The following is a 22,846-nucleotide window of genomic DNA, read 5'->3' as shown; positions in this document are numbered from 1 at the left end:
CGACCGCACCTATCTTGCCATAAAGCATTGAAAGGGCCCGTTTTGGTCATCTCTACCATAGCCGACCAGATCACCCGTACGGTTGAGGGGATCAGTGACACGCTAACATCACCCTTCACCGATCCGGTGATCCGACTGGGCGTGACAGGTTTGTCACGAGCGGGCAAAACGGTGTTTATCACCTCGCTCGTTGCCAATCTGATGGACCGGGGGCGGATGCCGCAACTGGAAGCAGCGGCGACCGGCGCGATCCGCACAGCGTATCTGCAACCACAGCCCGACGACACGGTGCCGCGGTTCAATTACGAGGCTTATCTATCGCAACTGACTGCGCCAGAGCCGACGTGGCCTGACGGCACGCGTCAGATCAGTGAATTGCGCCTGTCTTTGCGTGTTCAGCCCAGCGGGCTGCTGTCTGGTATTTCCGGCCCGCGCACGGTGCATATCGACATCGTCGATTATCCCGGTGAGTGGTTGCTAGATTTGGGACTGCTCGACCAAACCTACGCGGAATGGTCGGAGGCGGCGTTGAGCCGTGCGCGCGGGCGACCCGGCGGCGAAGACTATGTAGCACTCGTTGCTGGCGTTGACCCAACTGTCCGGCTTGACGAACCCGAAGCGCAGGTACTGGCAGAACGCTTTACCGCGCATCTGCGCGAGGCACGCGAGGCCGGGTTTTCGGACTGTTCACCGGGGCGGTTCCTGCTGCCTGGCGATCTTGCCGGCTCACCAGTGCTGACCTTCGCCCCGCTGCCTACGACCCGTTATCCCCGCGGATCATTGGGGCGCGAATTCGAGCGGCGTTTTGAAAGCTATAAACGCAATATCGTGCAGCCTTTCTTCCGCGATCACTTTGCCAAGATCGACCGCCAGATCGTGCTGGTGGATGTGCTGGGGGCGATCCATGGCGGCCCCGCGACGCTGGACGATCTGCGTGGTGCAATGGCGCGTATCCTTGGGACGTTCCGTCCCGGCAAGAACGCGTTTCTGACCCGCATTTTCCAAGGGCGCAGGGTTGAAAAGATCCTCTTTGCCGCCACCAAAGCAGACCATTTGCACCACAGCCAGCACCCGCAATTGACCGCAATCACCGAGGCGCTGTTGCGCGAAGCCAAGGACCGGGCCGACTTTGCCGGTGCACAGACAGCCGCCATGTCGATTGCGGCCTTGCGCACAACAGTTGAGGAAACAGTGGATCACAAGGATGGCCCGTTAGACGTCGTGCGTGGTCGTTTGCTGGATACCAACAAACAAGCCGCCTTTTATCCCGGCAAGTTGCCGTCCGATCCCGCGCATTTGCTGGCTCCGGCGCGCGAAGGCTCGGACAGTTGGCTGGACGCGGATTACAGCATCATGAATTTCGCCCCCGCCCCGCTCACCCGCAAACCGGGCGACGGGCCGCCGCATATCAGGCTCGATAAGGCGGCACAGTTTCTGTTTGGAGATAGGCTATGACACGCGGCCCCGTTCTGATTGATCTCGAAGGCAGCGAGGCGGCGCAGCCTGACACGGCACCCGCCGTGCGGGATGATATCGATGCGCCTGAGGGCGTGGCCATGCAACAGGTTGCGGCTATTGCTGCACGCCGCCCATCGCGTTTGGCCCGCTGGTTTTGGTCCATCATACTGACGCTGATTGGCTTTATCGTCTCGCTTGCGGCATGGGATTATGTGACGGGGCTGTTGGCACGCTCGCCCGTTTTGGGCGGAGTCGCAACCGCGTTGATTGGTTTGTTGCTGTTCGTTTTGCTGATCATCGCCTTGCGGGAATTGGCGGCCTTTGGACGTTTACGTAAGCTCGACACTATCCAGCATCATGCGAAAGAGGCGCTGACTTCGCTTGATCTGAAACAGGCGCGAAATGTCGTTGGTGACCTTGAAGCACTTTACAGCAATCGCGAAGACACAGCATGGGGTCGGGCTGAACTCAAATCGCGTCAAGGCGACGTGCTGGATGCAGATGGGTTACTGGGCCTCGCAGAAACCGCGTTGCTGACCCCGCTAGATGCACGTGCCCAGCGCGAGATCGAAGCCGCTGCGCGGCAGGTGGCGACAGTGACAGCCATCGTGCCTCTTGCATTGGCTGATCTCTTTACGGCCCTCACTGCCAACCTGCGCATGATCCGGCGGATTGCCGAAATCTATGGCGGTCGGTCGGGTGCTTTGGGCAGTTGGCGGCTGACGCGCAGTGTGCTGACACATCTGGTCGCGACCGGTGCGGTGGCGGTCGGAGACGATCTGATAGGATCGGTCGCAGGTGGCGGGGTATTGTCCAAAGTCTCGCGCCGGTTTGGCGAAGGCGTGATCAACGGCGCATTGACCGCGCGCGTTGGCGTTGCGGCAATCGAAGTCTGCCGTCCCTTACCCTTTCATGCCGTCAAGAAACCATCCGTCAGTGGGCTTGTCGGCCGCGCGATGAGCGGGTTGTTCAACAGAGGCTAGTCAGCCCGCTTTGCTGAGGCGACGGGCAAACGCATCTGCACCTTCAGCCCCCCCAATGCATCATCTTTTGCAAGCTGGATATCTCCGCCATAGGCGTGGATCAGATCATGTGCAATCGCCAGCCCAAGGCCCGTCCCCGGCTTGGAGGTATCAAGACGCTGGCCGCTTTCGGTGGCCTTTGCGATCTCCTCTTGCGCGATGCCGGGGCCGTCATCGGCGATGGTGATCATGATCTGGCCCGCGGCACATTCTTCCGCGTGAAGCCGCACCTCTGAGGCAGCCCATTTCAGGGCATTATCCAACAGGTTCCCCAGCACTTCTTCAAAATCACTTTGATCCATACGGACACGCAAGCCTGCCGTAAAACTGGCCGAAAATGTCTTGCTCTCATTGCGGGCAAGCGCGTTAAACGCGCGTTCCATCCGGCCCAAGGCGGTATCCAGCTCGGTCACGACACCCGTGGATGCATCAGTCCCATCGGCCCGCATCCGCGCGAAAGACCGCTTGAGCTGTGCATCAAGCCGATCCAGCGCATCGACCGCATCCTGCACATCTGCGCCTTGCGTCATCAGATTGTCCAACTCATTACGCATGATCGCGGATGGGGTTTTGATCGCATGGGCCAGATCAGCGGCCTGACGGCGCGAGCGGCGCATGATATCGCGGTTTCGCTCCATCAGTGTGTTGATGTCATTGACCAGCGGAGCCACCTCAATCGGATAGCTTTGCACCTCAAGCCGGTCATCTTTTTCCCAACGGCCAGTGACTTCGTGCCGTAACTTGTTCAGCGGCTGCAAGACAACGGCAACCTGGGTCAAAGCGCCCAAGACACCAATGAAAGACACGAATGCAAAGGCAGTCAGCAGGGTATTGCGCAGGACGACCTGATCTTCCTCAAAGCTTCGCAATGATGACGCGACCTGAACATGCCACGTTGCACCATCGGAGACGGTCACCCATTGTCCGATGGTAAAGACAGATTCACCGTTCGGTCCAGCAATTTCACGCATCTGCCGCTCTTGTATGCGGATGCGGGGCCTTGGAAGCTGATCTTTATCCAAAGAAGGCGATCTGATGATGGTGCCGGTATCTGTCTCAACCTGCCAATATTGACCCGAAAACGGCACCTGATAGGCCAGATCACCGATCGCCGCGACAAGGTCACTGGCGCTATCACTGTTGTTGGACACCGCCACAATGGCTTGGGCATGGCGGGTTTCCAGCACTTCGATAAAGCGCGCCTGCGTTTGCGACGACAGATAGGACGACACGCCAGCCAACCCCAGCACAATGATCGCAACGGTCCATAAGATACCGCCCGTTACCGCGCGGGCGCGCAGCGATGTCATGCGGTTGCTTTGATCACGTAGCCCCTGCCGCGTACGGTCTCAATCAGGTCACTGCCCAGTTTCTTGCGCAACCGGTTCACAAAGACCGCAATCGTATTGGAATCGCGATCACCCTCATGCTGATAAATATGGTCCGATAATTCGTTGCGCGACACAAGGCGACCAGAGTTGTGGAAAAGATAAGACAACACCGCAATTTCCTGTGAGGTAAGGTTGGTGGGAATGCCGTCCACCATAACCTGATTGGTGCGGGTATCAAAGGTCACGTCATCCTTGGAAAAGACGGGGGTCGTCTTACCCGCCTTGCGGCGGATCAGGGCGCGCACGCGCGCGGAAAGTTCCGGCATATGGAACGGTTTGGTCAGATAGTCATCCGCCCCCGCATCCAAACCGTCCACGCGGTCGGTCCAGTCATTGCGCGCGGTCAAGATCAGGATTGAAGTGTCATTGCCCCCGCTCCGCAGGTTTTTCAGCACCGTCAGCCCGTCCCGGATCGGCAGACCAAGGTCAAGGATAATCAGATCATAGGGTTCAGTTTCACCAAGATACTGTGCTTCGGCCCCGTCGACGGCAACATCAACGGTGAGCCCTTCGGCCATCAGTGTTTTCTTCAGTTGGCTGGCGAGCACAGGCTCGTCTTCGGCTATTAAGATACGCATGTAAGATTGCTACTTTAGCGAGGTGGCAAAAGTTTGACGAATATGCGACAGGATGCTGTGGAACGTCAGGTAAATTTGACCTTCACGTCATAGATTGACCCAGAATGGCAAAGCGGGTCTTCGCGAAGAATGCGGCGAAGGTGCCAAATGAGCCCAATCTGACAGATGCCGCACAGTGTTCGAACGTCTGGATTCAGGGTGTGCTGTTGACTTCGTGCAGCCCATCACCGTACACAAATCCTATGATAAAGCCGTTCTTTTCCGTCACTAACTATTACCCACAGCTAAGATAGCTGCGGACGACTTTGTCGTGAATTTTCCGCTGCGCAGACAGCGGTTCAAATTAAAAATGACCTCCTGCCTGGCGGCAAGTAAGAGGTCATTAAAATGAAAATAAAGATGTCAAATGTAGCCCAAAGGTCCGTGGGGATCGTTGGGTTTGGAGCCTTCGGAAAACTGATTGCTCAGAACCTGTATGGGCATTTTGATTTGAAGGCCTACGACCCACGATCAGACCAACGCGATGTCGCTGCCGAACTTGGTGTCACTTTCACTTCTCTACAAGCCGTCGCACGTTGCGACGTGATCGTGATCGCGGCACCAGTATCGAGCTTCGAAGATGTTTTGACATCGATTGCCACCGTCTGTCATCCTGGAACGCTGGTCATTGATGTTGGGTCTGTCAAAGTACACCCTTCCGATCTCATGGAGAAATACCTTCCAGATTACGTCGATATTGTCGCGACCCACCCGTTATTTGGCCCTCAGAGTGCGTGCGACGGGATCGAAGGACTGAAAATTGCCGTTTGTCCAATTCGAGGGCTGCAACATTGGCCACTGGCAGCGTTTTTTCGCAAACATCTTGGCCTCCAAGTAATCATGACGACCCCCCATGATCACGACCGGGAAGCGGCAACAGTTCAGGGTTTGACGCACCTGATTGCCAAAGTCTTGCACAGAATGGGGCCTATGCCTTCTAGAATGACAACCCGCAGCTTTGATCTGCTCGTTGAGGCCGTTTCCATGGTACAAAACGATGCTCCGGAAGTATTTGATGCCATAGAGAACGCGAACCCATATTCGGCGGGCATCAGGCGAAAATTTTTCGACTTGGCTCATGAACTTGGTGTTGAATTGGAAAACAACGCATAACTTGAACGGCTTTTCCCAAAGCGGCCTCTCGCGGGGCCAATATTATGTGACGTGGAGCAATGATAAGGCGCAGAAAATCATTGGCATCGAACCAAGTGCTTCGACCTTCGGCAAATGCGGTTTGTTGGGGTACGGTTCCGCCGTTTAAGCCGCACGCGTAACGCACCGAAACCCGATATGCCCCGCCGTTTCATTTTGCGCCAATCCGATACGTGCCGATGGGCGGTAACGTCTGCAGTAATTATCGGCACAAAGATACGATCCGCCTTTTAAGGTCATGACTGTCTGGGCCGAAGGAGCATCGGTCTCTGGGGTCGCGCAACAGCCACCTTTTGCGTGGGATGCCTGATAGGGTGTTGCTGTCCACTCCCATACATTTCCCAACATGTTGGAAAGACCACGCCCCGATGGTTGCCCTGCGCCGGCGGGTACGGTGAAAGGATGCCCGTTCACCCGATGATGGCGATAGGGGAATGCATCGCGCCAAATATTCAGCTTGGGATCACAGGGCGATGATTGGGCCGCTGCATATTCCCATTGTGCTTCGGTTGGCAGCGCTTTTCCGGCCCATGTGGCATAGGCCAAAGCATCATCGCAGGAAACGTGCACCACAGGATGATCTTCGCGCGCTTCGATGGAAGAGCCCGGCCCTTCGGGACACCGCCAATACGCACCGGGCACGAATGTCCACCATTGGCGCGGGTCCGTGAGCCGGACAGGCTGCCGTGTCATTTGAAAAACAAGGCTGCCGGGTATGCAAGCGACATCAGGCAATGCGGATTGGTCCCCGGCATCATACGGGCGTTCGCAGGAGGTGACATAGCCGGTGTCTGCGATAAAGGCGGCGAATGCCGCGTTACTGATGGCGCTGGCATCCATCTGAAACGCAGGGACATCGACATGCCTTTCCGGCGCCTCTTCGGGGTAATGCTGGTCAGACCCCATAACAAATCGCCCGGCTGGGATATCAACCAGCGCCGCTGAGGTCATATCGCGGCCATTGACGCCACGCGGTTTCCGGTCGCTTGGTCAAAGATATGTACCGCTGAGGTGTCATAAGCCAGACGGATATGCTGACCCGGTGCCGCATCAGTATCTGGAGCGGCGATCAGCCGAAGCTCTGTGTGGCCAAGCATGCAGGTCACATGCGTTTCAATGCCCATCGGTTCAACCACCTCAACCACAGCCCGCAGCACACCTTGCGGATCAAGGCTCAGATGCTCTGGCCTGATCCCCAGAACGACCTCTTGGCCTTCGTCCAGCGCGACATCGTCGGGCAACCCTAGCGTGACGTCGGCATGTGCCAAAACAGTCTGGCCTTCTGTGGTTGTCACACGACCCTGCAACATGTTCATCTGCGGCGCCCCGATAAACCCGGCCACAAAAAGGTTCTCTGGCCGGTTATACAGTTGCAGCGGTGTGCCTGCCTGCTCAATCCTGCCTGCGTTCATGACCACGATCCGATCCGCCATGGTCATGGCTTCAGTCTGATCGTGCGTCACGTAGATTGAGGTTGTCTTAAGCCGTTGATGCAGGCGCTTGACCTCTTTGCGCATGACAGTACGGAGTTTGGCGTCAAGGTTTGACAAAGGTTCGTCAAACAAGAAGACCTCCGGGTTGCGGACAATGGCACGCCCCATTGCAACCCTTTGACGTTGGCCACCGGACAGGGCTTTGGGCCGACGATCCAGAAAATCATTGAGCCCCAATATGCTGCTTGCCTCATTGACCGCCTTGTCGATGTCCGGTTTCGGGCGCTTTTCAAGTTCAAGCGCGAAGGACATGTTTTCGCGGACGGTCATGTGCGGATAAAGCGCGTATGACTGGAACACCATCGCGATATCCCGATCCTTTGGCAAAAGGTCGTTCACGACAGTCCCACCGATACTGATGGCGCCCGCGGTAGGGTCTTCAAGCCCCGCAATCATGCGCAGCAACGTCGACTTCCCACAGCCAGACGGGCCAACAAGGGCGACGAATTCGCCCTGTGCTATATCAAGGGACACCCCGTGAATGACATCAACAGACCCAAAGGATTTCTTTATTCCATCGAGCAAAACCGTCGCCATATCTGTACTTCCCCGCACGAGGCAAAGTCCGAAAAGCAGCTTTCCTGATTGACTCGTATTTCATTATTGGTATTTATAATATCATTAATGAAATATTGAAAGTGAAAACTGTGGGGCCAAGCGATCGACTTCTGGCGGTGATGGAGTATTTGATGGCCGCAGGTCCTGAACCTGTGAAGCAGGTTCAGATATCGCGTGACCTTGGCATACCAACGGCAACAGTGAACCGTATCGTGCGCACTTTGGCCGAGCGGGGGTATTTATTTCAGACAAGTGAAAAATACTGCATCCCGAACTTTCGATTGATCCGCAACGTACCAATGTCTGAGGGCTATCTTTCTGTCCTGAGTGAACTCATGACCGAGATTACAGCGACGCATAAAGTGTCTGTTGAAGCCGTGGTTGTGACAGGTTTTGATCTTTTCTGGCACTCACGCACGGAACTGCCCGATGCAAGCGTCGCCATTCGGGCTGTGCGTGGGTTTCGCCGCAGCCTTTGGGAACTTGATGCAATGTCGCGCCTTTATCTCAGCCGTCTTGGCTGGGACGAAGTCAGCTATCGCTTCTTTACGGGCGGTTTTTTCAGATCCGGCCTTGAAATGGGCGGGCTCGCCCCGACCGAAGCGCGCCGCATCATCGAAAGCGTCGCGGACACGGTCTTTGACTATGATTTTGATGGGAACCACGTTGGCGTACGCCGCTTTGCCACCATCATCGAAGACGAAAACGGCAAATTCCTGCACCTGCTCAGCATCGCAGAGGCCGCAGTGCCGGTACGCGACAAGGACAAGCATATCGCTGAAAAACGCGACATCCTGCGCGATGCGCGGGAACGGCTCAAGGCGCAAATCAAGGCGGAGGCATCAGGCGCGAGACCGCATTACCCAAATCTGAAGGTCGTAAAATAAAGAGAACCGTTTCTAGGGAGGAAACCATGAAACCATCAATGCTAAAGAACGCAACGCTTGGCGCAGGCCTTGCAATGTCGGTTGCTTTGCCGACAGTTGCCGTTGCGGATGAAATTAATGTCGTCCTGTTTGCAATGCCTTACACACAAGGGCTTGCGAAACTTGAGGCCGATTTCGAAGCAGCAACCGGCCACACCGCTAATATCGAGGTGATCGGTCAGGACGTTTTTGAAAACCGGATCACCCTGTCTTTCACAGGCCAGACTGGCGATGTGGATGTGGTGCATACGCCTGTCATTCAGGTCCAGCGCTGGATCGAAGCGGGCTGGCTGCGGCCCATCACGGCAGAAGTGGATGGTATGGCAACGAAAGATGATATCCTTGCCGGACCGCTTGATGCCTATCTGGTCAACGGTGACCGCTGGGCGCTGCCGTTCTTTGCCGAAACCGGCATGATGGCATATCGCACCGATTTGTTGGCAGCAGCGGGCTATGATGCGCCGCCTGCAACATGGGACGAAATGCTGGAAGTCGCAGCGGCCGTAAAGACCGATCAGGTGGGTGCGCTTGCCATGCGTGTGGCACCGGGTCAGGGCTTTAACATGTTTGTCTTTCCGATGATCATGCGGGCCTATGGCGGTGCGTTCTTTACGGATTATTCCGGCGGTGATCTGACGCCAAACATGAACACACCAGAGGCATTGGCCGGCCTTGAGGTGTATTCACAACTGATGAACGACTATGGCCCCGAAGGCATTGGTAACTTCAACTTTGGCGAAGTTGCAGCTAGCATTCAATCTGGTCAGGTGGCCATGATCGTTGACGGCACATCGATTGCGGCGCGTGCGCTTGACCCAGAGCAAAGTCAGTTCGCTGATCAAATCAGCATTGCTGCGGTGCCAAGCGGACCCGCCGGGCGTTCGCCCGCAATTGCCGTACATGGCTTGGGCATTCCCGCAGACGCACCCAACCCCGAAGCATCATTCGCGTTTATTGAATGGGCCACCAGCGCGGAAACCCTGACCAAGATTGCGCTGTCGGAGCCGTACCCCGATTTCATCCGCGCATCGGTTGCCGAAAACCCCGAAGTTGTGGCGAAATATGAAGGGATTCATCCCGATTTTCTGAACCTCAAGGTGGAAATGCTGGGTGACGCGATTGGTCACTACCGCCCCTTGCTGCCGCAATGGCCCGAAATCGGCCAAATCGTTGGTGAAAACATCAATGCGGCGGTGAATGAGATCATGTCAAACGAAGACGCTTTGGCGCAGTCAGACGCCGATATCGCCGATATCATGTCTGAATAGACCAAAGCAGCGGTCTCGCCGGGCCTCCCCTCGGCGAGACATCTTTTTGCCAAGCAAAGTCGAGGCCAATGGGCGTTCAAACCCTCTTTCAGCGCAGCTACAACCAGATGCTCATGCCAGCTGTGTTGGCCGTTATCATTTTTGCTGTTCTCCCGCTGGTCGGCATGTTTGGCCTGTCGTTCACGGATTTCAACCTGATCAAAGGCTGGGGGGGCGAGGTTGGGTTACACAACTTTTTCAAATTGGCTGATGACAGACGGTTTATCGCATCAATCAATGTGATGCTCATGCTCAGCGTTGGCGGTGTGATCTTTCAGGTCGTCATGGGCACGCTGATCGCCGTTGGCTTGGAAAAAATCGTGCCCCGGTGGAAATTCATGCGCGGGATATTCGTGGTCCCCTTCGTGGTCCCCGCGATTGCCGTCGCCCTGATCTGGCTAAGCCTGTTCACACCAACACTCAGCCCGATCAACGCTTTTTTTGATATATTCGGGATCACGGTTCCCGCATTTCTGACAACGCAATACGGCGCAATCGCCGCGATTGTTATTGCCGACACATGGGCCAGTTTTCCGTTTGTTATGCTGTTAATCCTTGCGGCATTGCAGGGGATATCAAGCGATTTGGATGAAGCGGCATCAATCGATGGTGCCACAAAGATGCAGATCTTCTGGCGGATCACGCTCCCGTTGCTCAAGCCCGCCCTTTTGATGGTTGCCTTGTTTCGTTTCATCGAAACGCTCAAACATTTCCCTCTGATTTTCGTTATGACAAACGGCGGACCGGGGCGGTCGACGCAAGCCACGAATTATTATGCCTATATCCAGACCTTCCAGTCCTCGAACGTCTCTTACGGTGCGGCAATTGCCGTGTTCCTCTTCCTGTTTGCGGCCATCATCAGCTTTTATGTCGCCCGCGCAAACGCGAGGATTTCCGGTGCCTAGATCCAAGCACAGCTTTAGTTTGAAACAGGCCGCAGGCGTGGCCATGATGCTGGCCTTTGCCTTCTTTGCGTTGCTGCCCATCATCTGGGCTTTGGTTCTGTCGTTTCGCCCGACAAGTCACTTGTTCGTACCGATCTGGGAAGCGCCGACGGTTCTGACGCTTGATAACTTCAGCACCCTTGCGCGATCAGATTTTCCCTTTGCTTTGTTCAACAGCCTGGTGACGGCAGGCGCATCGACAGCGCTGGCCATGCTGATCGGGGTGCCGGCTGGTTTTGCGCTGGCAAAGGGCCGGTCGCACCGCAAGTTCATTGCCTCATGGCTGTTGTTGTTATTGCGGATGGCACCGCCGGTTGGTTTTGTGATCCCGCTGTTCCTGCTTTATCTGAATGTCGGGCTGATCGACACTTGGGCCGGTCTGATCGCGGCCTATATGGTGCTCACGCTTCCGCTTGTTGTCTGGTCTTCGTGGACATCAATGGCACAAGTGCCCGATGAACTGATCGAAGCCTGCCTGCTGGACGGGGCAACCCTGTTTCAAACGCTCACAAAGGTCGTGATCCCCGCAGCCCGCCCCGGCATTATTGCCACCGCTGTTCTGGCGTTCCTGATCGCCTGGAATGACTTTTTCTTTGCGCTGATCATTACCCGGTCCGACACGGTCACCGCACCAGTAGCGATCATGAACTTCGTGTCCTACGCCAGAGTAGACTGGGGCAGCATCGCGCTTGCCAGTGTCGTTCTGACAGTGCCGACAGTGCCGGTCATCATTTTCGCCAACAAATACATCGTCCAGTCAATGGGCGGCGCCGTGAAGGGATAAACATGTCAGAACGTCCGAATATTGTCTTTATCCTGACCGATCAGCAACGGATCGATACGATTGCGGCAAATGGCTTTGACCATATGGTGACCCCCAACCTTGATCGACTTGTCGCACAAGGGGCTGTGTTCGAAAATATGTACGTCACCGCCCCATCCTGCGCACCTTCGCGCGCGTCTTTGTTCAGTGGCACATATCCGCATACAAACGGCGTTTTCCGCAATGATGAACCGTGGAACTATTGCTGGGTCACCGAACTGGCCAAGGCGGGCTATCGCTGTGTGAATGTCGGCAAAATGCATACCATGCCGATTGAAGGCGACTTTGGCTTTCACGAACGGCATGTGGTGGAAAATAAGGACCGCGATCACCCGAATTTGCCGTTCTACCTCGATAATTGGGACAAGGCGATAAAGGCGCGCGGCGCGTTCAAACCATCGCGCGTGTCCTACAGCAAACGCCCCGATTATCATGACGCAATGGGGGCCTTTATCTGGGAACAGGACGAAGATTTGCACCCGGATGTATTTGTCGCAGATACCGCGTGCTGGTGGCTGGACCGCTATCCCGGACAAGAGCCTTTCTTTTTGCAAGTGGGATTTCCGGGACCGCACCCGCCCTATGACCCGACGCAAAGATATCTTGACCTTTATGAAGGCAAAGATCTGCCTCAGGCGATCCGCGATTATGACCTGTCAACGCAGCCTGCACCGCTTAGGGCGCTGCGCCAGAACCATCTGGAAAGCGGCCATGATGCGGTTCATCATCAGGAAAATCCCACCGCTGAACAATTGCATCATCAGCGCGCACACTACTATGCGAACGTAACCATGATTGACGATCAGGTGGGCAAGATCATCGCGGCGCTCGACGCGCGTGGGGTGTTGGAAGACACGTTGATCATCTTCACCTCAGACCACGGTGATTGCCTAAATGACCACGGCCATTCGCAAAAGTGGAACATGTACGAACAATCCGTTCATGTGCCCGCTGTGGTATCATGGCCCAATATGATCACGCCGGGTAAGCGGCTTTCACACCTGGTATCACTGTTTGATTTCGGCCCAACGATCCTTGAGGCCGCAGGCATTGCCCCCCCCGATTGGATGGAGGCACGATCCTTGCACGATGTATTGTTTGATGCCCCCACCACGCCGCGTGAACAGGTGTTTGCCGAACATGCGGATGACGCGATCCTGACGGGGACGCAATTCATGACCATGATCCGAAAGGACCGTTGGAAGTTGGTGCATTTCGTGGACACCGAAGAAGGTCAACTGTTTGATCTTGAGGCTGATCCGGGTGAGCGGATGAACCTTTGGGATGCCCCGGACCACCAAAATATCAAGGCTGAGCTGACAAACGCGATCCTGATCTGGCGCATTGAAAGCGCGCGAAAAACCCAAGGCTTCGTGCGCATGTTGTCTGGCAATACCGCAGGCTAGGTCCTGTTGCCTGTCCGATGTTTGACACCACAGCAATTGACACAAATTGAACATGCGTTCATTTTTTGCGCTGTAATGCTGGTCAGACACCCAACCCTTGCACTAACGCGCGATAGCTTTGGCTGGGTGATCCCTGATGCCTATAATATCGGCGTGGATATCTGCGACAAACACGCGGATGCCACACCGGAACACTGTGCGATTGTTGATATCGATACTGATGGTGCGGCAACCACATATAGTTTCCAAGACCTGAAAGACCGGTCCAATCAGCTGGCCAATGCGCTTGCACAATCCTGCACCACGGGTGACCGGATTGCCGTTCTGCTGCCGCAATGTTTTGAAACCGCGATGGCCCATGTGGCCATCACCAAGATGGGCTGTATTGCGCTGCCGCTTTTTACCCTGTTCGGGCCAGAGGCATTGCTGCACAGGCTAAAGGATTCAGGTGCAAGGACCGTCATCACCAACGCAGCCAGTGCTGCGGTGATCGCTGAACTCAGACCGCAGCTGCCTGATCTGAAGCGTGTTCTTTGTATTGATGGCATGCCGGACGCGGCAGACGATTTTCAGGCTCTTTGCGACAGTCAATCCACTGCCTTTACACCACATCCCACAAAAGCCGATGATCCTGCGATCCTCATCTATACCTCTGGCACGACCGGCGCCCCCAAGGGTGCGCTGCACGCCCATCGCGTTTTACTGGGCCATTTGCCCGGTGTTGAAATGAGCCACGATTTCTTTCCTCAACCGGGCGACAAAATTTGGACACCTGCGGATTGGGCCTGGATCGGCGGTTTACTGGATGTGCTGATGCCTGCGCTGCATCATGGCGTCCCTGTCGTCGCCTGCCGTTTTCCCAAATTCACGGCCAAAGCCGCGTTTGATCTGATCCGTGCGCATGGGATCACAAATGCTTTTTTGCCGCCAACTGCGCTGAAACTGATGCGTTTGGACACACCCGATACGCCGGTTCCCATGCGCTCTGTCGCGTCCGGGGGTGAAACTTTGGGCAAGGAACTGATCGCTTGGGGTCAGCAGGTTTTTGGCACCACCATCAATGAATTTTACGGGCAGACAGAATGCAATATGATCGTGTCGTCCTGCGCCGCCTTGCAACCGGCCGAGCCGGGTGTGATGGGCTTTGCCGTGCCCGGCCATCACGTTGATATTATCGATGAAGAGAGTGCCATGGTCTGCAATGTCGGCGCAGAAGGCAGCATCGCAGTGCGCGCGCCCGACCCGGTCATGTTTCTGGGGTATTGGAACAACCCTGATGCCACTGCGCAGAAGTTCATTACTGTTGCAGGCAAAAAATGGCTCCTGACCGGCGACAAGGGTTGCAAAACACCGACGGGCCGCATCCAGTTTATTGGCCGCGATGATGACATCATCAGTTCCGGCGGCTACCGCATTGGCCCTGCCGAAATCGAAGATTGCCTTTTGACCCACCCCGCCGTGCAATTGGCGGGCGTTGTGGGCAAACCTGACCCCGTGCGCGGGTCTATCGTGGCCGCCTATATCCAGCTTGCGGCAGGGTTTGAGCAGACAGATGGGCTGGCGGCGGACATCGCAGGCCATGTGAAAACCAAACTCGCCGCCTATGAATTCCCCCGTGTCGTGCGTTTTATAAACGATATGCCAATGACCACGACCGGCAAGATTATTCGCGCTGACCTGCGGGCGCGCGCAGAAAAGGAAGCTGAACATGAGCGATGAAGTCGTCCTCTATCACGTAGAAAACGGGGTCGCGACGGTCACGCTGAACCGCCCCGATCAACGCAATGCGATCAATCCAGAGGTCTGTGATGCGATCCGCGCCGCCTTTGATCAGGTTGAGGCGAACCCGGATGTGCGGGTCGCGATCCTGACCGGAGCAGGGACGTTGTTTTGCGCAGGGATGGACCTTAAGGCCTTTGCGGGTGGTGCTGGCGATACCATTCTTTTCGGCGAATACGGCTTTGGTGGTTTCGTCAAACGCTGCCGTACCAAACCCGTTATTGCCGCCGTCGAAGGGGCAGCCCTTGCTGGCGGGTTCGAAATGATGCTGGCTTGCGATATGGTTGTGGCAGGTGCCTCTGCCCAATTCGCCCTGCCCGAAGTCCGCATCGGCCTGATCCCGGGTGCGGGTGGGGCGGTGCGCCTACCTGTCGCGATCCCGCGTGTGCGCGCCAATGAAATCCTGCTGACAGGCAAACCCTTTACCGCGCAAGAGGCCGCCGATTGGGGCGTGATCAACCGCGTGACCGCTGATGGTGATGCGCTGATGACCGCAAAAACCATCGCCGCTGATATCGCGTCAAACGCCCCTTTGGCAGTCCGCCATACCCTTGCGATTGCCACTGCGGCCCATGCCGAAAATGATACGGCACATTGGCCCGCAAACGACCGTATCATCGCCAAGATTGGTCAAAGTGCTGACGCTGCCGAAGGCGCGCGCGCTTTCGTCGAAAAACGCGCGCCCGTCTGGCAGGGCAAATAAGGTACCGCGTAAGCCGGGTGGATGGGTTTATTCATTCGCCTCTGGCGGCAAGAAATCAACATCATGCGCGGCTGAAATCCGCACGACTTCCTCAACATCAGCCATATCATGCAGCTGCTCAAACAGCTCTTTCAACTGCCCCGCAGGCGAAACCCAGAAAAGCGCGCGCGTGGGTTTATCGGATTTGTTGAAGTATCCATGCGGTATGCCCTTTGGCATCCGCACCAGATCACCAGCTTTCGCCGTGGACCAGACGCCGTCCAGTTTCAGGTCCAGCTCACCCTCTTGGACCAGAATGAATTCATCTTGCGTGGGATGGATATGGACCGGAACGAATTCACCCGGTTGCGAATTGGCTTCAAATGCAAACGTCGTGTCGCAATGGGCCTTGATGTAATATGTCTGCCCCAGAATATTGAGTTTCGTACCTTCGCCGTTGCCTGTGATACCACCGCTTAATGCGTGCATATTGGATGTCCCCCTGTATAAATATCCGCTGATCTTGATAGTCGCATTCCAGGTTCGGAACAACATAATGTGGCCCAAACAAGCATCACCGGGGTTTCGCATGACGCAACGCTTGAATTGACATCCTCCTTGCGCCTGCAAAGATGTGTAGGAACAAAAGGGTGGTCTCATGCAAAGTGATGTTGTCATTATCGGCGCAGGTCTGGCCGGGTTGGTTGCTGCGCATGAACTTATCGCGCGCGGCAAGACCGTCACGATCCTTGATCAGGAAGGGCGGCAAAATCTGGGCGGTCAGGCGTTCTGGTCACTGGGCGGGCTCTTGATGATCGATACCCCCGAACAGCGGCGTCTGAAAGTGAAAGACAGCGTCGCATTGGCCACGAACGACTGGATGGGATCGGCGCAATTCGATCGGGCCGAGGATCACTGGCCGCGCCAATGGGCGCAGGCCTATCTAGAGTTCGCAGCAGGTGAGATGCGCCCCTGGTTGCATGAATTGGGCATGCGCTGGTTTCCCGTGGTCGGCTGGGCCGAACGGGGCGGTGGTTTTGCCAATGGACATGGCAATTCACTGCCGCGCTTTCATATCACTTGGGGAACTGGGCCGGGCGTCTTGCGTCCCTTTGAAGAACGGGTGTTGGAGGCGGAAAAGCAAGGCAAGGTGACTTTTGGGTTCCGGCATCGGGTCACTGGGTTTGACATCACAAATGGCAAGGTCGCTGGCATCACAGGCGATGTTCTTGCCCCCGATGACGCGATCCGAGGGGCCGCGACAAACCGCGATGTTGTTGATCAGTTTGATATCCGCGCGACCCAAGTCATCGTCACCTCTGGCGGGATTGGTGGGAACTTTGATCTGGTGCGGCGCAACTGGGATGCATCCAAATCGGGGCCTTTGCCGGACAAGATGGTGTCGGGTGTGCCAGAGCATGTGGATGGCTTGCTGCTGGATATCGTCAAGGATGCGGGTGCCGAGCTGATCAACACGGACCGTATGTGGCATTACACCGAAGGCGTGCAAAACTGGGATCCGATCTGGCCGCATCATGGCATCCGCATTCTGCCGGGGCCGTCGTCGATGTGGTTTGATGCAACCGGTGACAGGCTGCCTGCCCCATGTATGCCCGGCTTTGATACCATGTCGACCCTGCACGAGATTTGCAGGCGCGGGCATGATCATACGTGGTTCGTGTTGACCCAGAAGATCATCGAAAAAGAATTCGCACTTTCGGGGTCAGAGCAGAACTTTGACCTCACCGAGGGCGGTTGGAAAGATGTCCTCAAGGCACGCTTGGGCAAAGGGGCCACCCCTGCGGTTGAGGCGTTCAAGGAAAAAGGCGAAGATTTCGTCGTTGCCAATGACTTTGACACGCTGGTGGCAGGTATGAACCAACTGGGTGGTAACCTGATTGATCCTGCCAAACTGCGCGCCCAGATCGAAGCGCGCGATGCGCAGATCGACAATCCATTTACCAAGGATGCTCAGGTCAGCGCCATTCACACCGCACGCAAATATCTGGGTGACAAGCTGATCCGCACCGCAAAGCCGCATAAGATCCTTGATGACAGCAAAGGACCGCTGATTGCAGTGAAATTGCATGTGGTGACACGCAAGACGCTGGGCGGCATCCACACCGACCTGGATACGCGCGTCTTTGCACCCGGCGGACAGACGATCGACGGGCTTTATGCTGCCGGCGAAGCGGCGGGTTTTGGCGGAGGCGGATACCATGGCAACAACGCGCTGGAAGGGACGTTCCTTGGCGGTTGTATCCACTCAGGACGGCGGGCCGGGCGGGCCGCGGGCTGAGCCGACCTATTTTGCACCAAAACAGGGTCTATTTGGCGGATTAGTCACAACTTGCCTACTCTCGCTTTACGGGCTTGGAAGCTGGAAAAACACGCATATAGTGCAACTGTCAGACGAACAGGTGAGCAATATGAGTGATACAACAACGGTCAGCCGAACCCTTTTACCGGGGAATGGCGGGCAGAACACTGCAGCGATGGCTGTACCATGACACCAGAAAAACTGCTGAGTTACGATCTGCCACTGTTTCAAGGGATCGTAGCCGCCGATCTCGCCGATATCACCCTGAGCGTAAGCGAACAAAACCTCCAGCCGTGGCAGACGATCTTTGAACAGGAGGACACGTCGTGCGATCTTTACTTTTTATTGTCGGGATCACTGCTGGCGGTTTTATGGACTAAACAAGGGCGCGAGATTGTCTTCTCGCGGTTCCAGATTGGGGCCTATTTTGGAGAGCTGGCGGCCTTTGACGGCATACCGCGGTCATTGGCGGTTGTTGCCAAGACCGATGCGCGGGTACTGGCCATGCAGCGTGAAAGCTTTTTGCAATTGTTTGATAAGGTGCCCGTCATCCGCGACAGGGTCACGCGTAATCTGATTGACCGCATCCGCACATTGACGCGGCGCAACCTGGAAATGACGACGATGTCGGTCGAACAGCGGGTTGTTAAACATCTGCTCCGCTTGGCAGTCGAACAGGGCAAACTCTCGCGGGGGGCGGTGATCGAGGACGCGCCGACGCACGCCGAAATTGCGGGCTTTGTCGGGGCCAATCGGGAAATGGTGAGCCGATCCATCAGCAAGCTGGCAAAGCAAGGTGTGATCAAATCGGCACGCCAAAAGATCGAAATACTTGACCCGGAAGCCTTGTCAAAAGGCTTCGCCCATTTTTAATCCCATTTTCATCTTTTTCGTCAAAACTCGGACATGATCATGGATTAACCCTGCATTAACGAAACTTGAAGGTGAGCAATTTGACACGTATTTTTGGTATCTTAGGTGGTGAAGTAACATTGCTGCTGGCGGGCGGCACAGCTGGGCTGATCTTTTTGATCATCGGCTAAGGTCGCACCAAAGGCATTGCGGCGACTGCGCCGCATCCCAGCAATACGGCAAAGGCCGAATTTCGCAAAAATCCGACACTGTCAAAAATTACCCTTGGGTAAACCGCAACCCTTGGGTTAAACGACACGGACGTGATTCCGAATCAAGGAGACTGCAATGATAAGAAAGGTTCTATTTCTCCGCTGGTGCTAGCCACCGCGTTGCAGTGCTGTGGCACCTTTGTGTGCTGCGCAATTCTCTCCTACAGATTTCAGATCGGATACGTTCATGCATCCCCCGTTCTATACTGTCGATCACAAGATCGGCCCCGATATCCATCACCATGGTGATGCAAAGCCAGTCACGCGGCGCAGCCTGCCAGCGCGGCTGTCGTTGCGGCCAAGCGCGGCAGGCTGGCCACCCGTTCCGCTGCAAACAGCGGCGTTCACAGACAATGGCCCGCTGCATTTGCCAAGTGGTGCGATGCTGCCAGCACAAGCGACCTTGCGGGTCGTCCCGCCACCACAGCGGACCTGGCGTGATATCGTCGGGCGGCTGTTGATCCGGGTGGGGCAGCGTCTGATCCTGGAAAACCGCGTCTGAGGGAATTGACCCTCGGCGCGGAATCCTTACCTGTTAAGGAACCGCATCATATATAGGACAGCCGATGTTCCTTCGCACAGCAGCCACAGCATTCTTTGCACTGACCGCCCTGCCCGCCGCAGCCGCCTGCGTCGGCGAAAGCTATCTGGACCGGATGACACCCGACCAGCAGACACAGCTGTCTGCCGCTGTCGCCGATATGCCCTATGCCGAAGGGTTGATCTGGACCGCCACCAAGGACGACGCGACGATTACCGCTGTTGGCACAATGCACATCTACGACCCAAGGCTGGACGCGCTACGCGCAGAACTGGCAGACACCATCGCCGGCGCTGATCTGGTCATGCTGGAGGCAACGCCAGAGGAAGAAGCCCTGCTGCAACAGCTGATCACGACGGACCCCAGCCGCCTGTTTATTGTCGAGGGTCCCACATTGCCAGAACTGGTGGATGAAGACACATGGCAATTGATCGCCGCGGCCGCCACAGAACGGGGCATTCCGTCTTTCATGGCAGCCAAGATGCAGCCTTGGTATTTGTCGCTGACCCTCGCGGTGCCGTCCTGTGCAATGTCGGATATGATGCAGGGGATGCGCGGCCTTGATCACATGATCATCGAAGATGCCCAAGCCGCTGGCGTTCCGATGCAAGCTGTTGAACCCTATACGACACTGTTTGATCTGTTCGACGACGACAGTTTTGACGAACAAATCGATATGCTCCGTGTCAGCATGCTGGTGCCGGAGTTACAGGAACAGATGTTTGTCGCAATGCTGGATCGCTATTTTGCCGAAGACGTTGGGCGGCTTTGGGAGATGTCACGCATCGCCATGACAGATGTACCTGACCTCGCCCCCGCAGAGGCCAACGCCATGTTTGACGAAATGGAAGAATCCCTGCTGATCACCCGCAACCGCAATTGGATACCCGTGATCACCGAGGCGGCAACCCGCCATGATGATATCATCGTGGCCGTTGGCGCAGGCCATTTGATTGGGAATGATGGTGTGCTGCAATTGCTTGAGAATGAAGGCTGGGCCATCGTCCGCGGCAACTGAGACGAGCAAAGGAATTTCTAGAAATTCCTTTTGAGAGGCCAACAATTTTCGTCGAAAATTGTTGGCCTAAGCGTCTCCGTAATCGATCAGCCCTTTGCGCCCTGCATCCGTCAGTTCATACACACCCCGCGACACCCGGCGGAACCAACCGTAGTGGTCTGCCGCCATGATCTGTGTTGCCTGCGGCACCTCGGCCCAGTCTTTGACCGTTGCCCCCTTTGACGCCCCATGCACCGCCAGAAACCGTGCGCAGCGCAGCGCATCCTGACGATACCCGGTGATGATCCCGTGCCGGGTCGCCCCGCCATCGTTGGGGTCGCCTTGCAACCGGTCAAAAGCGCGCAAAAGCCGCGTTTTCTTTTTCTTTGATTGCCGGGCGGCGTAAGCGCCCGGATCGGCCAAGACCTCGACATGCCCATCGCGCAGGCGCACGGTCATAACGCCCAAACCAGCACGGCGGGCGAGTTTGACATTGGCTTTCAGCGCCTTGGCCTGCCCACCTGCCGGAACCGCCAGATAGACATGATCGGTGGTCAAAAGCCGCTCTACCCCTTGGTGAAACAGTGCCAGTGAAAATCCCAGTTTCAGCTCAATGACCACCAGGTCATTGCCACGACGGCCCACGACATCAGCCGCACCCACCTCGCCTTTTACCTCATAGCCTTGTCTTTGCAGATAGGCTTTGATGGGGGGGTATAGGTCGGCTTCACGCGGCATCAGGGTTCCTTTCCCGCGCAGCCAAATGGAAAAACACATCGGTGACAAGCCCCGCCGCCATATGGCAGCGGGGCGCCTTTACTACCGTCCGCCCAAACGACCGGGAAACTTGGGCGGTCGGCGATCAAACCGTTTATCACGAGCCGGGCCTGCAGGCGCATGCGCCGGCACGCCCTTGGGGTCAGGCCTTGCGGCGCGGCGGCTTTTGGGTGCGGGCATAGGGTTTAGACCCGGCTTGCGGGGTTTTGGTGTTTTACGGGGCATCTGATGCACCTCTCATCTGAGAATTGTCATGTGGCCAAACGGCCAAGCGGTTCGCCAAAACGGCGTTACGGCGTCATATCCATTGTCAGGGTGCTCCTCTTTGGAAAACGGGCGGGCCTTCATGGCCCATGGGATCAATGCGTGCTGGTTAGGCTTGGTTGTCCATTGTCAGCGTCCTCCTTTTGAGTGCTCACAAGATACATCACCGCCGCCTTTGGGTCAAACCGCTGCGATGGGGTGACACGCCCCACGCGCGCTTCTATATACGGGCTAAGTTTGATCCCTTTGAAAGTGATACCCATGACAACGCTCGTATTTGGCCATAAGTCCCCCGACACCGACAGCACCGGATCGCCCCTGATCTGGGACTGGTTTTTGAACCACACCGGCATTGAGGCAAAGGCAGCCCTGCTGGGTGAACCAAACACCGAGGCTGCATTTGTCGCCAAACGCTGGGGCTTTGATCTGCCAGACGTGATCGTGGATGTAGAAGACGACCAATCCTGCGTCATCGTTGACACCAACAACCCCGCTGAACTGCCTGCAAACATCAATAACGCCGATGTGCTGGCAATTATTGACCACCACAAACTGGCGGGCGGACTGGAAACCAAGAACCCGATCAACATCACGGTGCGCCCTTTGGCCTGCACAGCGACGATCATGCATCAAATGATGGGCGAACACGCGGGCCATATGCCCGAAGGGATCAAAGGCTTGATGTTGTCTTGCATTCTGTCAGACACTTTGGCCTTCCGTTCCCCAACGACGACCGAGATCGACAAGGATCTGGCCGAGGCGCTGGCCAAAGACCTTGGTGTCGATATCGAAACCTATGCAGGTGAGATGTTTGAAGCGAAGTCCGATGTCTCTGCCTTCTCTGACGCTGAACTGCTGCGCATGGACAGCAAGGAATACGCAGTGGACGGTAAGAAATTCCGCGTCTCTGTGTTGGAAACCACATCGCCGGGGATCGTATTAGACCGCAAGGCATCCTTGATGGAAACCATGCCGAAGGTCGCCAAGGAAGATAAGGTCGATGAGGTGCTGCTTTTCGTGGTGGACATCATCAAAGAAGAAGCCACGATGCTGATCCCCAATGATCTGGTCAAAACCGTTGCCGAGAAGTCCTTTGACGCAACCGTTGACGGTGACAGCGTCGTGTTGCCCGGCATCATGAGCCGGAAGAAACAGATCATCCCCGCACTCAAGGTCTGATCTAGCGCGGTCCCGGTTACTCCGGGACCGGCCAATTCTGTACAGCTGTACATACAGCATATGTACAGCGTCTGTACGCGTTCCAT

Annotated in this window: 21 protein-coding genes; 15 read left to right on the top strand and 6 right to left on the bottom strand. The window is 56.1% G+C overall.

Annotated features, from left to right (window positions below):
• Positions 1 to 42 precede the first annotated feature (42 nt).
• Both BC777_RS18175 and BC777_RS18170 read left to right on the top strand, forming a co-directional pair.
• Positions 43 to 1,455, top strand: a complete 1,413-nt coding sequence (locus BC777_RS18175) for a YcjX family GTP-binding protein (RefSeq protein WP_100369629.1) — start codon at positions 43 to 45, stop codon at positions 1,453 to 1,455.
• A complete protein-coding gene (locus BC777_RS18170) occupies positions 1,452 to 2,441 on the top strand; it encodes a YcjF family protein (RefSeq protein WP_100369628.1) in 990 nt (329 codons plus the stop codon). Before BC777_RS18175 ends, BC777_RS18170 begins: the two co-directional genes overlap by 4 nt.
• Here the strand turns inward: BC777_RS18170 and BC777_RS18165 are convergent.
• Positions 2,438 to 3,790, bottom strand: coding sequence for a sensor histidine kinase (locus tag BC777_RS18165; RefSeq protein ID WP_100369627.1), 1,353 nt, complete (start codon positions 3,788 to 3,790; stop codon positions 2,438 to 2,440). The genes BC777_RS18170 and BC777_RS18165 overlap by 4 nt on opposite strands.
• Positions 3,787 to 4,449, bottom strand: a complete 663-nt coding sequence (locus BC777_RS18160) for a response regulator transcription factor (RefSeq protein WP_100369626.1) — start codon at positions 4,447 to 4,449, stop codon at positions 3,787 to 3,789. Before BC777_RS18160 ends, BC777_RS18165 begins: the two co-directional genes overlap by 4 nt.
• Before the next feature lie 387 nt (positions 4,450 to 4,836).
• On the opposite strand from BC777_RS18160, the gene BC777_RS18155 reads away from it, so the two are divergent.
• Positions 4,837 to 5,601, top strand: a complete 765-nt coding sequence (locus tag BC777_RS18155) for a prephenate dehydrogenase/arogenate dehydrogenase family protein (protein WP_100369625.1) — start codon at positions 4,837 to 4,839, stop codon at positions 5,599 to 5,601.
• A gap of 144 nt (positions 5,602 to 5,745) precedes the next feature.
• On the opposite strand, the gene BC777_RS18150 is transcribed toward BC777_RS18155, so the two are convergent.
• Positions 5,746 to 6,591 carry an SUMF1/EgtB/PvdO family nonheme iron enzyme gene (locus tag BC777_RS18150; protein ID WP_100369624.1) on the bottom strand — a complete coding sequence of 282 codons (846 nt, stop codon included), beginning with the start codon at positions 6,589 to 6,591 and terminating at the stop codon, positions 5,746 to 5,748.
• A complete protein-coding gene (locus BC777_RS18145; RefSeq protein WP_100369623.1) occupies positions 6,588 to 7,670 on the bottom strand; it encodes an ABC transporter ATP-binding protein in 1,083 nt (360 codons plus the stop codon). Before BC777_RS18145 ends, BC777_RS18150 begins: the two co-directional genes overlap by 4 nt.
• A gap of 101 nt (positions 7,671 to 7,771) precedes the next feature.
• Here BC777_RS18145 and BC777_RS18140 point away from each other — a divergent pair, with 101 nt between their 5' ends.
• From BC777_RS18140 to BC777_RS18110, 7 genes are all read left to right on the top strand, one after another.
• The gene (locus BC777_RS18140) at positions 7,772 to 8,578 is read left to right on the top strand and encodes a helix-turn-helix domain-containing protein (protein ID WP_100369622.1); all 807 of its coding nucleotides are present in this window, start codon (positions 7,772 to 7,774) and stop codon (positions 8,576 to 8,578) included.
• A 26-nt stretch (positions 8,579 to 8,604) separates the two neighbouring features.
• A complete protein-coding gene (locus tag BC777_RS18135; RefSeq protein ID WP_100369621.1) occupies positions 8,605 to 9,885 on the top strand; it encodes an ABC transporter substrate-binding protein in 1,281 nt (426 codons plus the stop codon).
• Between the two features lie 68 nt (positions 9,886 to 9,953).
• A complete protein-coding gene (locus tag BC777_RS18130; protein ID WP_245834474.1) occupies positions 9,954 to 10,829 on the top strand; it encodes a carbohydrate ABC transporter permease in 876 nt (291 codons plus the stop codon).
• On the top strand, positions 10,822 to 11,652 hold the full coding sequence (locus BC777_RS18125) for a carbohydrate ABC transporter permease (RefSeq protein WP_245834472.1): 831 nt from the start codon (positions 10,822 to 10,824) through the stop codon (positions 11,650 to 11,652). Before BC777_RS18130 ends, BC777_RS18125 begins: the two co-directional genes overlap by 8 nt.
• 2 nt (positions 11,653 to 11,654) lie before the next feature.
• Positions 11,655 to 13,097: a sulfatase family protein gene (locus BC777_RS18120; protein ID WP_100369619.1), complete on the top strand. Its 1,443-nt coding sequence runs from the start codon at positions 11,655 to 11,657 to the stop codon at positions 13,095 to 13,097.
• 75 nt (positions 13,098 to 13,172) lie between these two features.
• Positions 13,173 to 14,816 carry an AMP-binding protein gene (locus BC777_RS18115; protein WP_100369618.1) on the top strand — a complete coding sequence of 548 codons (1,644 nt, stop codon included), beginning with the start codon at positions 13,173 to 13,175 and terminating at the stop codon, positions 14,814 to 14,816.
• Positions 14,806 to 15,579, top strand: coding sequence for a crotonase/enoyl-CoA hydratase family protein (locus tag BC777_RS18110; protein ID WP_100369617.1), 774 nt, complete (start codon positions 14,806 to 14,808; stop codon positions 15,577 to 15,579). The genes BC777_RS18115 and BC777_RS18110 overlap by 11 nt, the downstream gene beginning before the upstream one ends.
• A gap of 27 nt (positions 15,580 to 15,606) precedes the next feature.
• Here BC777_RS18110 and BC777_RS18105 read toward each other — a convergent pair whose 3' ends face one another.
• Positions 15,607 to 16,047 carry a cupin domain-containing protein gene (locus BC777_RS18105; RefSeq protein WP_100369616.1) on the bottom strand — a complete coding sequence of 147 codons (441 nt, stop codon included), beginning with the start codon at positions 16,045 to 16,047 and terminating at the stop codon, positions 15,607 to 15,609.
• 169 nt (positions 16,048 to 16,216) lie between these two features.
• Between BC777_RS18105 and BC777_RS18100 the strand changes: the two genes are divergently transcribed.
• From BC777_RS18100 to BC777_RS18085, 4 genes are all read left to right on the top strand, one after another.
• Positions 16,217 to 17,857 (top strand): FAD-binding dehydrogenase, encoded by a 1,641-nt coding sequence (locus BC777_RS18100; protein ID WP_100369615.1) that lies wholly within the window; start codon positions 16,217 to 16,219, stop codon positions 17,855 to 17,857.
• Positions 17,858 to 18,064: 207 nt separating this feature from the next.
• Entirely contained in the window at positions 18,065 to 18,751 is a 687-nt protein-coding gene (locus BC777_RS18095) for a Crp/Fnr family transcriptional regulator (RefSeq protein WP_100369614.1), read from the top strand.
• A 438-nt stretch (positions 18,752 to 19,189) separates the two neighbouring features.
• A complete protein-coding gene (locus BC777_RS18090; protein ID WP_100369613.1) occupies positions 19,190 to 19,504 on the top strand; it encodes a hypothetical protein in 315 nt (104 codons plus the stop codon).
• A gap of 64 nt (positions 19,505 to 19,568) precedes the next feature.
• A complete protein-coding gene (locus BC777_RS18085; RefSeq protein WP_100369612.1) occupies positions 19,569 to 20,561 on the top strand; it encodes a TraB/GumN family protein in 993 nt (330 codons plus the stop codon).
• 66 nt (positions 20,562 to 20,627) lie between these two features.
• Here the strand turns inward: BC777_RS18085 and BC777_RS18080 are convergent, their stop codons facing one another.
• Positions 20,628 to 21,278, bottom strand: coding sequence for a DUF2161 domain-containing phosphodiesterase (locus tag BC777_RS18080; protein ID WP_100369611.1), 651 nt, complete (start codon positions 21,276 to 21,278; stop codon positions 20,628 to 20,630).
• A 564-nt stretch (positions 21,279 to 21,842) separates the two neighbouring features.
• Between BC777_RS18080 and BC777_RS18070 the strand changes: the two genes are divergently transcribed.
• Complete coding sequence (locus BC777_RS18070; protein ID WP_100369609.1) at positions 21,843 to 22,760, top strand: manganese-dependent inorganic pyrophosphatase; 918 nt, start codon at positions 21,843 to 21,845, stop codon at positions 22,758 to 22,760.
• Positions 22,761 to 22,846 lie beyond the last annotated feature (86 nt).

The organism is Yoonia maricola (assembly GCF_002797915.1).
In the GTDB taxonomy this organism is placed as follows: Bacteria; Pseudomonadota; Alphaproteobacteria; order Rhodobacterales; family Rhodobacteraceae; genus Yoonia; species Yoonia maricola.
Note: the sequence above shows the minus strand (reverse complement) of the source record. Positions and strands in the feature narration are given on the sequence as shown.

What these genes read in the sequence shown, in the direction of transcription:
- BC777_RS18115 (WP_100369618.1), top strand. Translation starts at nt 13,173, where the DNA reads ATGCTGGTCAGACACCCAACCCTTGCACTAACGCGCGATAGCTTTGGC.
- BC777_RS18155 (WP_100369625.1), top strand. Translation starts at nt 4,837, where the DNA reads ATGAAAATAAAGATGTCAAATGTAGCCCAAAGGTCCGTGGGGATCGTT.
- BC777_RS18080 (WP_100369611.1), bottom strand. Translation starts at nt 21,278, where the DNA reads ATGCCGCGTGAAGCCGACCTATACCCCCCCATCAAAGCCTATCTGCAA.
- BC777_RS18135 (WP_100369621.1), top strand. Translation starts at nt 8,605, where the DNA reads ATGAAACCATCAATGCTAAAGAACGCAACGCTTGGCGCAGGCCTTGCA.
- BC777_RS18120 (WP_100369619.1), top strand. Translation starts at nt 11,655, where the DNA reads ATGTCAGAACGTCCGAATATTGTCTTTATCCTGACCGATCAGCAACGG.
- BC777_RS18110 (WP_100369617.1), top strand. Translation starts at nt 14,806, where the DNA reads ATGAGCGATGAAGTCGTCCTCTATCACGTAGAAAACGGGGTCGCGACG.
- BC777_RS18070 (WP_100369609.1), top strand. Translation starts at nt 21,843, where the DNA reads ATGACAACGCTCGTATTTGGCCATAAGTCCCCCGACACCGACAGCACC.
- BC777_RS18100 (WP_100369615.1), top strand. Translation starts at nt 16,217, where the DNA reads ATGCAAAGTGATGTTGTCATTATCGGCGCAGGTCTGGCCGGGTTGGTT.
- BC777_RS18145 (WP_100369623.1), bottom strand. Translation starts at nt 7,670, where the DNA reads ATGGCGACGGTTTTGCTCGATGGAATAAAGAAATCCTTTGGGTCTGTT.
- BC777_RS18085 (WP_100369612.1), top strand. Translation starts at nt 19,569, where the DNA reads ATGTTCCTTCGCACAGCAGCCACAGCATTCTTTGCACTGACCGCCCTG.
- BC777_RS18165 (WP_100369627.1), bottom strand. Translation starts at nt 3,790, where the DNA reads ATGACATCGCTGCGCGCCCGCGCGGTAACGGGCGGTATCTTATGGACC.
- BC777_RS18105 (WP_100369616.1), bottom strand. Translation starts at nt 16,047, where the DNA reads ATGCACGCATTAAGCGGTGGTATCACAGGCAACGGCGAAGGTACGAAA.
- BC777_RS18160 (WP_100369626.1), bottom strand. Translation starts at nt 4,449, where the DNA reads ATGCGTATCTTAATAGCCGAAGACGAGCCTGTGCTCGCCAGCCAACTG.
- BC777_RS18170 (WP_100369628.1), top strand. Translation starts at nt 1,452, where the DNA reads ATGACACGCGGCCCCGTTCTGATTGATCTCGAAGGCAGCGAGGCGGCG.
- BC777_RS18095 (WP_100369614.1), top strand. Translation starts at nt 18,065, where the DNA reads ATGACACCAGAAAAACTGCTGAGTTACGATCTGCCACTGTTTCAAGGG.
- BC777_RS18130 (WP_245834474.1), top strand. Translation starts at nt 9,954, where the DNA reads ATGGGCGTTCAAACCCTCTTTCAGCGCAGCTACAACCAGATGCTCATG.
- BC777_RS18150 (WP_100369624.1), bottom strand. Translation starts at nt 6,591, where the DNA reads ATGACCTCAGCGGCGCTGGTTGATATCCCAGCCGGGCGATTTGTTATG.
- BC777_RS18090 (WP_100369613.1), top strand. Translation starts at nt 19,190, where the DNA reads ATGCATCCCCCGTTCTATACTGTCGATCACAAGATCGGCCCCGATATC.